The 12,095-nt window shown below is 69.1% G+C and carries 10 protein-coding genes and 1 pseudogene; 3 read left to right on the forward strand and 8 right to left on the reverse strand.

Going from position 1 to position 12,095, the window contains the following annotated elements:
* Positions 1-50 precede the first annotated feature (50 nt).
* Positions 51-716: a hypothetical protein gene (locus tag ACFWU6_RS29770; protein WP_383984080.1), complete on the forward strand. Its 666-nt coding sequence runs from the start codon at positions 51-53 to the stop codon at positions 714-716.
* 301 nt (positions 717-1,017) lie between these two features.
* Here the strand turns inward: ACFWU6_RS29770 and ACFWU6_RS29775 are convergent, their stop codons facing one another.
* The 4 genes from ACFWU6_RS29775 to ACFWU6_RS29790 are packed head-to-tail and all read right to left on the reverse strand — an operon-like array spanning position 1,018 to position 5,266.
* A complete protein-coding gene (locus ACFWU6_RS29775; protein WP_383806654.1) occupies positions 1,018-1,584 on the reverse strand; it encodes a GNAT family N-acetyltransferase in 567 nt (188 codons plus the stop codon).
* Positions 1,581-2,597: an aspartyl/asparaginyl beta-hydroxylase domain-containing protein gene (locus ACFWU6_RS29780; protein ID WP_383984083.1), complete on the reverse strand. Its 1,017-nt coding sequence runs from the start codon at positions 2,595-2,597 to the stop codon at positions 1,581-1,583. The genes ACFWU6_RS29775 and ACFWU6_RS29780 overlap by 4 nt, the downstream gene beginning before the upstream one ends.
* A gap of 9 nt (positions 2,598-2,606) precedes the next feature.
* Complete coding sequence (locus ACFWU6_RS29785) at positions 2,607-3,911, reverse strand: MFS transporter (RefSeq protein ID WP_383984086.1); 1,305 nt, start codon at positions 3,909-3,911, stop codon at positions 2,607-2,609.
* The gene (locus ACFWU6_RS29790) at positions 3,884-5,266 is read right to left on the reverse strand and encodes a cytochrome P450 (RefSeq protein WP_383984089.1); all 1,383 of its coding nucleotides are present in this window, start codon (positions 5,264-5,266) and stop codon (positions 3,884-3,886) included. Before ACFWU6_RS29790 ends, ACFWU6_RS29785 begins: the two co-directional genes overlap by 28 nt.
* Before the next feature lie 347 nt (positions 5,267-5,613).
* Here ACFWU6_RS29790 and ACFWU6_RS29795 point away from each other — a divergent pair, with 347 nt between their 5' ends.
* The gene (locus tag ACFWU6_RS29795; protein WP_383984092.1) at positions 5,614-6,687 is read left to right on the forward strand and encodes a LuxR C-terminal-related transcriptional regulator; all 1,074 of its coding nucleotides are present in this window, start codon (positions 5,614-5,616) and stop codon (positions 6,685-6,687) included.
* A 652-nt stretch (positions 6,688-7,339) separates the two neighbouring features.
* Here the strand turns inward: ACFWU6_RS29795 and ACFWU6_RS29800 are convergent.
* The 4 genes from ACFWU6_RS29800 to ACFWU6_RS29815 all read right to left on the reverse strand — a co-directional run bounded on the left by ACFWU6_RS29800 (position 7,340) and on the right by ACFWU6_RS29815 (position 11,571).
* A complete protein-coding gene (locus tag ACFWU6_RS29800; RefSeq protein WP_383806670.1) occupies positions 7,340-7,708 on the reverse strand; it encodes a hypothetical protein in 369 nt (122 codons plus the stop codon).
* Positions 7,709-7,953: 245 nt separating this feature from the next.
* Positions 7,954-8,541, reverse strand: a complete 588-nt coding sequence (locus tag ACFWU6_RS29805; protein WP_383984095.1) for a hypothetical protein — start codon at positions 8,539-8,541, stop codon at positions 7,954-7,956.
* Positions 8,542-9,585: 1,044 nt separating this feature from the next.
* On the reverse strand, positions 9,586-10,134 hold the full coding sequence (locus ACFWU6_RS29810; protein WP_383984098.1) for a hypothetical protein: 549 nt from the start codon (positions 10,132-10,134) through the stop codon (positions 9,586-9,588).
* A gap of 660 nt (positions 10,135-10,794) precedes the next feature.
* A complete protein-coding gene (locus tag ACFWU6_RS29815) occupies positions 10,795-11,571 on the reverse strand; it encodes a hypothetical protein (protein WP_383984101.1) in 777 nt (258 codons plus the stop codon).
* A 166-nt stretch (positions 11,572-11,737) separates the two neighbouring features.
* Here ACFWU6_RS29815 and ACFWU6_RS29820 point away from each other — a divergent pair.
* A pseudogene (locus ACFWU6_RS29820) lies at positions 11,738-12,095 on the forward strand (hypothetical protein); the annotation flags it as partial.

The following is a 12,095-nucleotide window of genomic DNA, read 5'->3' on the forward strand; positions in this document are numbered from 1 at the left end:
GCCCTGGGCGGGGCTAGCATGGCGCGCTCCCCCACGAGAAGAAGGAGCCGATGCAGCCCGAACACTGCCCCTTCCACCGCCGCGAGGACACCTGCGTGCCCATCGCCCGGCTGCTGGTCCAGGCCGGCCTGCTCGAGACCGCCCCGAACGCGCCCGCCGCCGGCGGGACGACGGTGGACGTTCCCCCGGTCCCGCCGCGTCCCGTCACGCTCGCGCTGATCGCTGAGCACGTCAACGCCTGGGGCCGCGTCGTCATCGACCCCACCCTCCCGCACGCCAACGTGACCGCGCTGGAGGAACGGTCCCTGCGCTACACCCTGCAGGCCCTGTGGGAAACGGCCGGCGAAGCCACGCGCGGCAGCCGTGACACCGGAGTTCGCCGAGGCTCCAGGGGTGATGAGACGGTGGAGCGGGTTCCGGTGGTGCACGCCTGTGCACCACCGGCACCCGCCAGCGCCAGGGAGCGGGCCGACAACCACCCGGGTCCAACAGCCAAGGCAGAGGCACGGGGATGCTGGCCGATCACGCCAGATTTTGCATCGGATTCCGCCAAGGTGGTCTCTTGGGCGTTCCCGTCACCCCCGGCGGGCAGAGAATCCGATCATGCCTCAGAGCTGGGAGAAGATGGTCCTCCCTCCCCGGCATGGGGCGGAGCGGACGCCGATGCGGGCGGCGTGTATTTGCGTTGCCGCCGGTGTGGCGCGTGCCGACGATGACGGAGTCCTGCGTGACGTCAGTGGACCGGCACTCCTCCATGAAACCCGTCTCGCAAGCTCACAGCCCCTGGCCAACTGACCTTGCCGGCACCATCGAACAGTGAATTGTCATGGAATTGCCAACTTGCCGCAGATTGCTGGACAGGGGCCGGCTCCTGCTCGCCCCACGCCTTGTACAGCGCGGCGCGCATCCGGTCCGTTCATGGCGTCGTTTGAGGACGGCCTGGTGCTCCTCGGGCACCTCGCGCACGTCCTGGACGACGACCACGGTGCCGGTTCTCGGCAGTCTGACCAGCGCCGGTCAGAGGGGAGGACCGGAGTGGAGGATCCGCTGGAAGAACCGGTGGTCTCGCCATGCACCGTTGATGTGCAGGTACTCCGGTGCGGTTCCGTATTGGTGGAAGCCGGCCTTCTTCAGGACCCGCTGCGATGCCAGGTTGTGTAGCTGCGTGCCCGCCTCCAAGCGGTGCAGGGCGAAGTCCCAGCGAGCGCAGAGGCAGGCGGCTTCGACAGCCGCTGTAGCAAGACCGCGCCCGACCCACTCGCTGTCGGTCCAGTAGCCGACGCTTGCACTGCGCAGGGGCCCCAGAGTGATCTTGGAGAGAGAGATCCCGCCGACGATCCTCCCGGTCTTCACCTCGACGAGCACCCAGGGCATGGACGTGCCTGCCCGGCGCTGTGCGAGCCGCTCCTTGATGCAGGACAACTGCCCGACTTCGGTGTAGTACTCCTCCGGCCGGTCCGGCTCCCATGGCTGCAGGTAGCTGCGGTTTCGCAGCAGCGCCTCAGACAGGGAACCGGCGTCTTCGAGAGTGGTCGGTCTCATTTCCACGCCGAGTTCCAGCAGCGTGGGAAGCGGTGCCGTCATGGAGTGGAGCCGGCGTGTGCCACCGGCTTTGCCGGCCTCAGGTATTCGTCGAGGGACCGGCCGCAGCGCACGCGGAACCGTGCGACGGGCTGTGCGCGGTCGAGGTCGAGGACGATGGTCCGCTCCTCGGTCCAGCCCTGGAGTCGGAACTCGGCGTTCCCGATGTGCACGAGTCCGAAGCGGGGTTCACCCGCGATGCAGAGCGTTAGCCGTCCGTCCCGTACCTCGACGGAGCCGGGCAGGCTGTCGTCGGGGTCGACTCCGGAGTCGTCCGACCAGTCGGGGAAGTTCGCGGGGATGTCGACCTGACAGCGCAGTGCCAGCTGTTCGAAGGGCTGCAGGGGGATGGGCTCCCTGGCCATGAGGACATCGCTCCAGGGCAGCTCGTCGCGGAAGTCGGCCGGGAAGTGCGCCATGAGCTGCGGAGTCGGGACGGTATCCACCACGAGGTGGATCCGTCGTTCGGCGCCCCGGTTCCTGGCTATGTGGAGCCGGTCGAAGTCTGCGTACCAGAGGCGGCCCGCCTCCCAGTGGTACGTCTGGCCGTCCACGGTGAGCTCGGCGCCGGGCTGGGTCACGATGGGGAGGTGCAGGCGCAGGAACCCCCAGGGGAAGTTGGTGTGCCCGTCGCTGTGCTCGTGGGTCTCCGCGCCGGGCCCGAGCGCCATGAGACGCGCGCTGTGCAACGGGGCGGGAACGGCGGCCAGGACCTCGGCGTGATAAGGGCACCGGTCGAGCACAGGTGTGTCGAGGTGGTCCTCGAGTCCGGCGCCGCCGGGGTCGGTGCGCCGGACGTTTCCTGTGGGGCCTCGAAGAGCAATGATCTTCCAGTCGAAGGTGTCCTCCTCGCCCAGTCCGTTCTGGTGGACCGGGCGGTTCGGGCGCCACGTGAGGTCGGCGAGGCCCTTCACCTCGGCTGCGAGCCGTGCGGCGTCGAAACTGAGGCCGAGGGGGGCGGCGGGGGGGAGGTGGTGCCATGTGGCGCCGGACGGACGTTCCAACGGAGAGGACACGGGGGAGCCCTACCCTTCGGTAGATCGAGCTGACTGGTGGGAGGCCGGAGTGTCGGCCTCAGCTGCCTCTGGACCTGCCTTGGACGGGGTGATGCGCCAGGGTCGGTGCCGGCCGATGAGGGCGCCCGCCGCCAACGCGGCGATTCCGGCGCTCGTGAACACCCAGGGCATGGGCATCCAGTCGGCCATGAGCCCTCCGACTGCCAAACCGACTCCCTGGGTGGCGATCGAGCCGGCTCCCGTGAGCGTCATCGCACGGCCTCTCAGCCCTGCGGGCACGCGTTCCACGTACAGCTGGTCAAGGGGAAGCGCAAAGGCTGTTCCGGCACCGCTGACGAGCAGCATGGCCAGTGCCAAGGGCAGCGAGGGTGAGAAAGCGAAGAGGAGCAGGGGGGCGCCTGCGAGGAGAAGGAGCGCGGGTACCCACCGACTTCGCTCCTGAGGTCCCAGGAATCGGGCGACGGCCGCTTCGCCGATGACGGTGCCGACCGCGGGGAAGGCCAGGAGGAACCCGACGCTCTCGGGTCCGCCACCGAGCTCGGCGGCATACGGCGCTGCGAGCCCCTCCGGCAGGACGATGAGGGCGGTCGGTATCCACTGGAGAAGCAGGAGCCGTCGCAGGACCGGATCGTTGAGGATCGACCGGTTGCCGCGGAATGTCTCGCGGATAATGCCCGATTTGCGCTGGGTGCCGCTGGCGGTTGCCGGCCTGGGCCGGACGAACATCAGCACCATCGTGAGGGAAAAGGCAAACGTCGCCGCGTCGACGAACAGCGTCGCCCTGGGCGTCAGGATGATCAGTAGGGCGCCACCCAGACCGAAACCGATTATCTGCCCGACTTGGATGGTTCCCGAGAACATGGATCTGGCGAGCGGATACCCGTTCATGCCGATCATATCGGGAAGCATCACCTGCCTGGCGGCCCGGAACAAGGGGGACAGCGCCCCCGAGGCAGTCACCAGGATGAGAAGAACAGCGATGGGCATTTCGGGTATGGTCATGGCCAGGACACAGGCCATTCGGCTCGCGTCGCCGATCAGCATGAGCCGCCGAGCCGGAACCAGGTCCACGACCGCAGAAGCCAGGGCCGCCGTGAGGATCTGGGGCATGAAACCCAGCGCGAACGTAATGGCGGCCATCAAAGCGGAATTGGTGCGGTCGAAAACAAGGACAGATAGGGCTACCTTCGTCAGCACGTCGCCGAAAATCGACACGGTATGCGCTGCAAAAAGGGCGCTGAATTCGCGATTGCGCAGAAGCTGGCCGTATGTAACGGTTCCGTCCATCATTCCGCCCTGCCGGTCGTGGGACATCCCGCCACTGCTCGGCCGGCGGTGGGGAGATCAGCCGTGATACCGCTGTCCGACCTGATTACGAGCCGCACCCGCAATCCACTGGGTGAAAGACCGCGGGAAGGGTCGGGCACCACCTTGGCGGCCGAGGAAGGCGCGAGATGGAAAGCACGCGCGAGGAGAGCGGTCGCGAGCGTCATCTCGATCATGCTCCACGACATCCCCATACAGATCAGAGGGCCCGCGCCGAACGGCATGTATGCGAACTGCGGGGTGAAACTGCCGGAGCCATCGGGCAGCCAGCGGTCCGGGTCGAATGCCAGCGGGTCGGGGAACCATCGCGCGTCCCGCTGCATCACGTACGCGGGGACCATCACCTTGGTACCGGGCTCCAGCGTGTAGCCGCCCAGCAGCGTCTCGTGCATGGCGTGGCGGGCGAACATCCAATTGGGTGGCCAGAGGCGGAGGGCCTCTCGGACCACCCTGGCGGTAAGACTCAGCCGCTCGTAGTGATCATGCGTGATGGGCCCGGATGCCGGAAGCACCGCTTCCGCCTCGGCCGCGACCGTTCTCTGGATCTCCGGATGCCGCGTCAGCTCGTGGACGATCCATCCGAACCCGGCGGCCGAGGTGTTCTCCGACGCGAGCAGGGTGGCCGCCAGAGTCTCGCGGATGACCGCATCGGGCAGTACGCCGTGCCGGGCAGTGGGCTGCATCAGCACATCCACAAGGTCACCGGTCGCGCGCTGGCCCGCGGCCCGGCGAAGGATCATCGCCTCGCTGATGGCCTGCTCGAGCGTGCGGTTGGCTCGTACGACCCGGCGGTGACGCGGGAGCGGGAACCCGAGCGGCAGGGAAACGGAGCTGCTGACGACCGGGGTCAGCGCATCGAAGAGGTCTCGCCCCAGGCCTGCCACCAGATACGCGTACTCACCGAGGCAGAGTACGGCTCCGACCCTGGCCGTGAGCACGCGCATACGATCGACCACATCGATCTCGCCACTTCTCCAAGAGGAAATCCCGTCGTCCAGCTCCGCGGCGATCCCGGGGATCTTTACCTGCATGGAGGAGGGGCGCATGTGCCGCATGCGGGCAGCGCGTGATGAGGCCCACTGCTGCTTAGTCTCCGCATCATCCTTCTGTTTGCGGTGGAGGAAGTCGACCTCCGCGCCGAAATCAGTGTTCGTGCGTGTGAGCACCTCCCCGGCCAGTGCCGGGTCGGCCACGACCACTATGTGGCGGTCAAACGACCAGATCGCGCCAAACTTGTCTGACATCTGCACCATGAACCCGAGGCGGTCCTGGTCGTAAACGGGACCGTTACCGGCAAGGCGCCCGCCAAGCGGACCTGGCGGTCGGTTCATCGGCTCCTCCATGATGTGCATCGCAAGGCCCTCGGGCCGGGACGAGATAGCGCCTCGCCCCGGCCCGAGGTATTACACGGATCGACCTCGGCGAGATCAGTACTTGTAGAAGCCGGCCACGGCCGTCATCTTCGTGCGGCGGGCGATCGCGTACGAGACGGTCTTGAGCATGGCCATCGTTAGTACCTCTTCCATGAAGGTGGGTTCCGCACGGCGGACTTGTCGGCATTTGCCGCGTCCCGGAGAGAATTCCTCCGGTAACTCCTTGTGCACTCTCAGACTGCCCCGGCGAGTCCTCCCCGTCCAGAGTGATCACTCTGCACTAAGCTGCGTGCAGGATCTTCCCCGGGGGGTAAACAGTGGAAAATCGTACGCTTGAGGACTTTGCCCGGTTGGGCAAAACGGAAATCGAAGTCTTTCGCTGGGCAGCACAAAATGGACATCTCAATGTCGAGGAAGCTGCCCACGACCTCGCCTTGGATGCCAAGGAAGTGCAGCAGGCCGCGGCCTCACTCAGGGCCCGGCACCTGCTCCGGCCCCTGCCCGGAGATGCAGCGCATGAGCGGCTGGTGCCTGTTGCACCGGAGAGTGCGGCAGCGATCATGTTCACCACCGCCGAGGCCGAGCTGCGCGGCCAGCTGGCCCGCATCGACAAACTGAAGGGTGACTTCGACGTCCTGGGTTCGCTCTACGCCGAGACACAGCGCAGTCGGCGCAGGCACACGCCGATCCAAGAGGTGCACGGACTCGAATCCGCCACAGAGCTGCTCGAGAACGCGATTTCAGCCTGCCAGGTGGAAGTGCTGACCTGCGAACGCGGCAGGTACCTGCCGCCAGGGCGCATGGAGCAGGCCAACGAGCGCGATCTGGCCCTCGCCCGGCGTGGCATCCAGATGCGCACCCTCTACCAGCACTCCGCCCGCCACGCGGCAGCGACCCAGGACTACGTCAGCCATCTCGCCTCGTCGGGTGGCCAGGTCCGCACCTTGCCCGAGCTGTTCGGCACACTGACCGTTGTCGACCGGAAAGTCGCGTTCATCCCCCGTGCCGACGAACACGAGGGCGTGGTCGTCGTCCAGGACCCCTCCACCGTCAGCTACCTGTGCGCAGTCTTCGACCACTCGTGGGTGCAGGCCACACCCCTCAACCCCGGCCACTTCGGAACGCCCGCCATCAAGACGGAAGCCGCGCAGGCGATCGTGCGACTGCTCACCGAGGGCATGAAGGACGAGATGATCGCCAGACGACTCGGCATGTCCTTGCGCACCTGCCGCAAGCACATCGCGGACGTCATGGAGAGCTTCCGGGCTGAGAGCCGATTCCAACTCGGATACCTGATCCGGGCACGGCTGGGCGACCCGAAACGCGCCAGGACCGGAACGATCGACGTCGTTGTTGCTGCGGCCCTGTCCTTGGGCGACCCAGAACAGTGATCACGGACCGCAACTGAACCGGTCCGCGCAAGCCGGCCCATACGACCGGGGCCAGCGGCGTACGGTCGAGGGGTGAGCACGACATTGACAGAGCCGGTGGAGTCCCGACCGTGGCGACCTGAGGAGGGGCCGGAGCCGGGAGTCTGGTCCTGGCCTGCGGGCGACCGCCCGGCTCTGCGAGTGTGGTTCTACGGGACGTGGCGGTATGCCGCCGTCATGTCGAGGCACGACTACCCGACACTCGGTACCCGCGACCGGTCGGGGAAGCCGGGCAGGGTCCGGCGCCACACGGTGACCGCGGCGCGGCCCACCCGGGCGATCCGCGCGACCTCCGCCGCCAAGAACGCCGTGTCGTCGGGGGGGGGGGCCGGCTGCAACGCGGCGAGCGGGGGGCGTCGGCCGGGGCCGGTCCGGCGGACCTGTCGCCAGTCGACGGCGGGCGGGTCTGCGGCAGCAGCGCGACAGCGGCCGCGGATTCCCTGCCAGGTTCCGCGTGTTGGCAATTCCCCGCACGGAGCCCCTGGCAGTTGTGGCGGGACGGCTCTATCGGCTTGCGCCCACAGGCACCGCGGTGGCCGCTTGGAGCTTACGGACCGGACCGAGCTGCCGATCCGTACGGCGCCCGCATATGGAGCCATGCCGCGATCCCGGATCAGGAGACGCGCTTGAGCTGCCACGCGTTGTTGTTGAAGCTGGGGTTCGACGAGTAGACGCAGCTGCTGCTGTAGTACGAGCCGGTCTGAACCCAGCCCGCAGGCTGGTACGTGGAGGCGCAGGCCTGGACCACGGTGCCGACGGGCAGCCCGGTGAGCTGCTTTATCTGCTTGATGTTCGGGCTGAAGCTCTGCGTGCCGCAGCTGCTGCTGTACCCCCAGCTGACGTCTACGTACCCGGTCGGGGTGAGAACGCTCGCGCAGGAGGTGGAGACGTCACCAGGGGCAGCGTGGGCCGGCACGGCGGTCAGAGCAAACATCGCTGCGGCACCGGCGAGAGCCATACCTGTGGTGCGAAGACGAGTCATCGGTCGTGGCTCCTTTTGATCGCGGACGGCCGGTCAGGCCACGAAGCCATTACTACGGGTCGACAGTCGGATTCGAACAGCGAGTTTTGAGCCTAAAGATTCACTGGCCCACCGAGGAGAAACACAACCGGCGCGTGCCGACCGGCGCCACGCCGGTCTCGGCGAAGCTGAACTCGGACGTCGCGCCGTGACATGGCCCTGGGAACCCAGACCAGGCCACACGCCACCAATCATTCGGCTCACCTTCAACACGCCGATACAACAGGGAAGGCGCAGTACAACGGCACCTGCACCACTCCCCCGTACGCCCGCCCGGAATCGACGGCAGCCATGCCCACCGGGGACACCCAGCCGAGGCGCACCAGGTGGTTGAAGTCGGTGCGGCGGATGCCGAGGCGTACGGCAGCCTGGTCCGGGCCGATAGGCACGTGGTGGCCCAGGAGGACGGGCAGGTCCCGGCGGCGGGCCAGCGTCTCCACCTGATCGGGGTGGACCTCCGGGAACTCGATGTCGCCGCCGAGGCGGACCAGGAGGCCGGCGCGGACGAGGTGGCCGACCGCGGCCGCGGTCACCCGCGGCCTCCGCCTCGGGAGCGGAACGCCGAGCGCGTCCGTCAGCCGGTCCGCGGCCCACCCCGCACCCACCGGCCCCCGCAGCGCGGCACGTACCGCCTCCGGGTCGGCCGCCTCCACCACCGCCCGCGACCACTCCCCCGGGCCCGCGTCGGCCGGCGGCACCAGGCCCGTGCCGGCCGCCCACCGCCACGCCGCCACCGGCACCCGCAGACGCCCCGCGGCCTGGCCCTGGTCGTACGCCTCACGCTGCCTGCCCATCACGTTCTCCCTCCACCAGTAGCCCGACCACCGGGCCGCGACCGAAACATCCAGGAAACTCCCGTTTGTTGTCAATAAGACTGTTTTAAGGGAGAGTTGGGGGCGCACTGCACAAGTCGCCTACGCGTACACGAGGGCAAAAATCACCCCTGCGGAGGACCCCGGCACCCCCGGCCCGGACACAACGAAGCGGGCCCGCCACCGGAAGGTGACTGTCCTCTGACAGGCGATCGTGACCGATTGACAGGTGATCTTGACCGATTCAGAGGACCGGGACGCCTCGCCGTGCCTGATGGCCGTACAGACCGGCCGCTCGAAGGAGTCGCCGTGGGGGATGTGAAGATCAGCAGATGGTGCGCGTAGGTGAGTTCTACCTTGCAAGAGACGATGAGTCCGCCCTGCGGGTGGGCCCTCGCCGTAGTCACGACTTCCCGGCCGTGCCGTGCGACGGCATCTACCCGGATGACGCGGTTCTGAAGTGGGGAGCTCAGCTGACGGGCGCCGAGAGCACGGTCCGAGACGTGGTGCCCATGGCCAATGACGGATTTACCGTCTTTGCTGTCCCGGAGCCACTGTGCACGGCTCTGGCCACTGCGGGAAGAGACCGGCTCCGAGCTACAGCTCGTGCGTGGGCCGAGGCCACCTCCGAACCAGACGATGAGATCTCACCGAACTACGCGGTGGACCTCGTCGAACGCGTGTCAGCTCTGGCCGACAGTCGGACAGAGAACCGCCTCAGCCTGTACTGCTGGTACTTCGCGCCCTGACCTCGCCGCATCAACGTGTCGCGATGGTGAATGGCTGAGCAGGCCCGACTGCCCAGCATCGGTCAAGATCACCTGGCAGAAACCTGACGTCGGCCAAGATCACTTGACAAACTTCCAAGATCATTTGTCGGAGATCAGTGGCGGGCCCCGCTCAACTCCTCACAACACCCAGCCTGCAGAAACTCCGCACGCCCCTGACCAGCGCATATGGCGTGTCAGGCTCATAGCGTCACCGCTGGCCGGCCCGCCGCGCGCGGGCCGGCCGGCCGCAACCCGGTCAGACGACCGGGGAACTTCCGTACTGGTAGGAGCTGTAGCCGCGCCCGTCACCGTGCCAGTCCAGGAGCAGCACCGCGTCCGCGTGCGCGCCGGGGGCGGCCCGGTGGCTGAGGGTCGGTGTGCGGAACGTGCCGTTGTGACCGCCCTGGCCGTTGCTGTCCTCCATCCGGGACTCGATCCCGGAAGAGTCCTGCGAGGCGACGACGGCGCCGTCCCGCTGCCGGATCTGCACGCGGAGCCTGGCCCCGTCGAGGATCGTCGGATCATCGAGCGCCTGATAAGCAGGCCCGTCCCACCGGGCCTCCGCGTAGGTGCGCAACGTCGGGCCGGACCGCGCCGCGCACACCCGCACCGTCATCTCCCAGTCGTCCGGCCAGGGCCCGGAGTAGCCCGCGTCATCGATCGTCTGCACGCTCCTGGAGCACCGGTAGGCCGGCGCGGCCTGGTCCGGCGGGGCCGTCCCGGCCACCACCGCCAGCGCGAGCAGCACCGCGCCGCCGAATGCGGGACGGACCCGGTTGAACGCCCTGACGTCGAGGACGGGCACACCCGGAACGGACGTGATCGGCTCAACGGTCAGGGCCGTGTCCGGGCAGGCGCCGCAGCGAAGCAGGGGGAGCCGGTACGGGCGGGCGCCGCGTCCGCTGTGACGGCGAAGTCCTCGGCCGCGCCCGCGGCCCCGCCGATCTCCTCGAACTCCTGCGCAGGGCCGGCCTCAACCCGACGTCGTCAGGCTCGACGATCCGCTGCTGATCGAATGGCGCGGCGGCGGACCGACCGTCTGGAGCCCCGCTCCCGACGAACAGTGAGACCAGAAGCGGTTGAGCGGACGGTGCGGTCAAGCCCGCCCCGCAGGACGGGCGGTTGCCCTCTCGTGACCACCACCGCACGATCCCGCCCCGCCACGCACCGCCCCGGCCTGCACGCTCCCGGCCGCCGGGCCCGTCGAGGACGACGGCCGCCGGGCGAAGAGACGCGGACACCGCCCCTTACGGCCGCTTGCGGGTATGGGAGCAGCCGCTGTCACCGGCTACGTCCCGCGCTCTTGGCCGGTGCGGCCTGCCGCCGGTGGGCGGGGAGCGCGGCTTCCGTCGGGGCCGGTTGTCCGGGTGCCGCGCCGACCGCCGGCTGTGGCACAGCGCCGAGACCCTGCAGGAGCCGGCGACCGCACCGGCCCACGCCGGATCCCGTGGCGTGCGGGCGGGCGTCAGCGGATCTTCGTGTGCTGGATGTCGACGAGATCGCCGGGGAACTGCGCGTCGACACCGAAGGTGTAGAACGTGGCCAGCGTGTTGCCCTCGCGCACGGCCACCAGGTTGCCCGTGGACTTCTCGCCGTCTCCCAGGTCCATGACCACGGAGTAGTGCAGCGCTTCCTGGGGACCGGTGATGGGCTGTGCCGGGGTCACGCTGTCGAGCCTGGTCTTCTCGCCATCGGCCGTCACCGTGTATCCGGCGGCACACGCCGTGCCCGCGGCCTTGAGGGAGGCGAAGGCCTCCTCGGCGCCCTTGCCGTCGTACGAGGCAATGGTGACCAGGGTCTGGTCCGCGCCGAGCGCCTGCAGGCCCGCCTTGAGCTTCTCCTCAGCGGAGGCGTTCGCGGCGGGCTCCTGCGGCTTGACCTTGGCCGCGGTCCGGCCGACGCCCGTCGGCGCACCGACCTTCTGCGCCGACTGGATCCGGCCGAGCGGCTGGCAGGCCTCGTTGTCGACCTCGACCGGCACGGCGGCGGCCTTGCCGGCGCCCTCGGCCGACACCACGTGGTCCCTCAGGTCGGCCTGGGTGACGACGAGGGCCGCCGTCTCCGCGTCCGACTTCCCCTTGGCGGCCGGGGCGGGCGGGGCGGGCGACGTCGCCACGGCAGCCGCGGAGGGCTTGGCGTCAGTCTTGTCACCGGAGCCTCCGGAACTGCAGGCGGTGGCGAGCAGCCCCAGGGACACGACGGAAGCGGTCAGGACGGCACGGCGGACGAACGGGTTGCGCACGGTGTTTCCCCCACGGAACGGATGGACGGAGCAGCAGAGCCCGCCGTACCCGGACGGGGCACGCGGTCAGGAGCTGCGGTGATCCACACCGTACGGGCCGGAGAGCCCCGTCACGAACTGTACGTGTACACGGCAAGCATCGCGGTCCCGCCGGCACCGTACGGTCTTGCCCGCCGGAGCCGCCACGGCCCCCACCCGACCCGACACCGACCAGACCACCGCAGCCAAGACCCGCCTCGACGAGGCGGCCACCGCCCGGGCCGGCCGGTCGGAGCGGGAGTCAGGGCGGGAGCCGGGGCCGAGAACCGGGGCCGAGAACTGGCCGCGGGCCGCGGGCCGGACGCATGCGGCGGGACCGCGCGCCGGGCGGCAGGGCGGCGGGCAGGCAGCGCCGGGCCACGGCAGGGGCCGGGTCGCGGGGCGGCGGGCCGGGCGGCGGACGGCAGGACCGCGCGGCGGCACCCGGCGCAAGCCGGGCCGGGGCCGGGGCCCGGCGCAGGCCGCGAGGCTGGGCGGCCGGCGGG

Origin of the sequence: Streptomyces sp. NPDC058674 (genome assembly GCF_042716505.1) — a bacterium.
Classification (GTDB): Bacteria; Actinomycetota; Actinomycetes; order Streptomycetales; family Streptomycetaceae; genus Streptomyces.

Excerpts from the sequence above, each read along its gene's own strand:
- ACFWU6_RS29770 (WP_383984080.1), top strand. The coding sequence starts at position 51 with ATGCAGCCCGAACACTGCCCCTTCCACCGCCGCGAGGACACCTGCGTG.
- ACFWU6_RS29775 (WP_383806654.1), bottom strand. The coding sequence starts at position 1,584 with ATGACGGCACCGCTTCCCACGCTGCTGGAACTCGGCGTGGAAATGAGA.
- ACFWU6_RS29785 (WP_383984086.1), bottom strand. The coding sequence starts at position 3,911 with ATGTCCCACGACCGGCAGGGCGGAATGATGGACGGAACCGTTACATAC.
- ACFWU6_RS29790 (WP_383984089.1), bottom strand. The coding sequence starts at position 5,266 with ATGGAGGAGCCGATGAACCGACCGCCAGGTCCGCTTGGCGGGCGCCTT.
- ACFWU6_RS29800 (WP_383806670.1), bottom strand. The coding sequence starts at position 7,708 with ATGACTCGTCTTCGCACCACAGGTATGGCTCTCGCCGGTGCCGCAGCG.
- ACFWU6_RS29805 (WP_383984095.1), bottom strand. The coding sequence starts at position 8,541 with ATGGGCAGGCAGCGTGAGGCGTACGACCAGGGCCAGGCCGCGGGGCGT.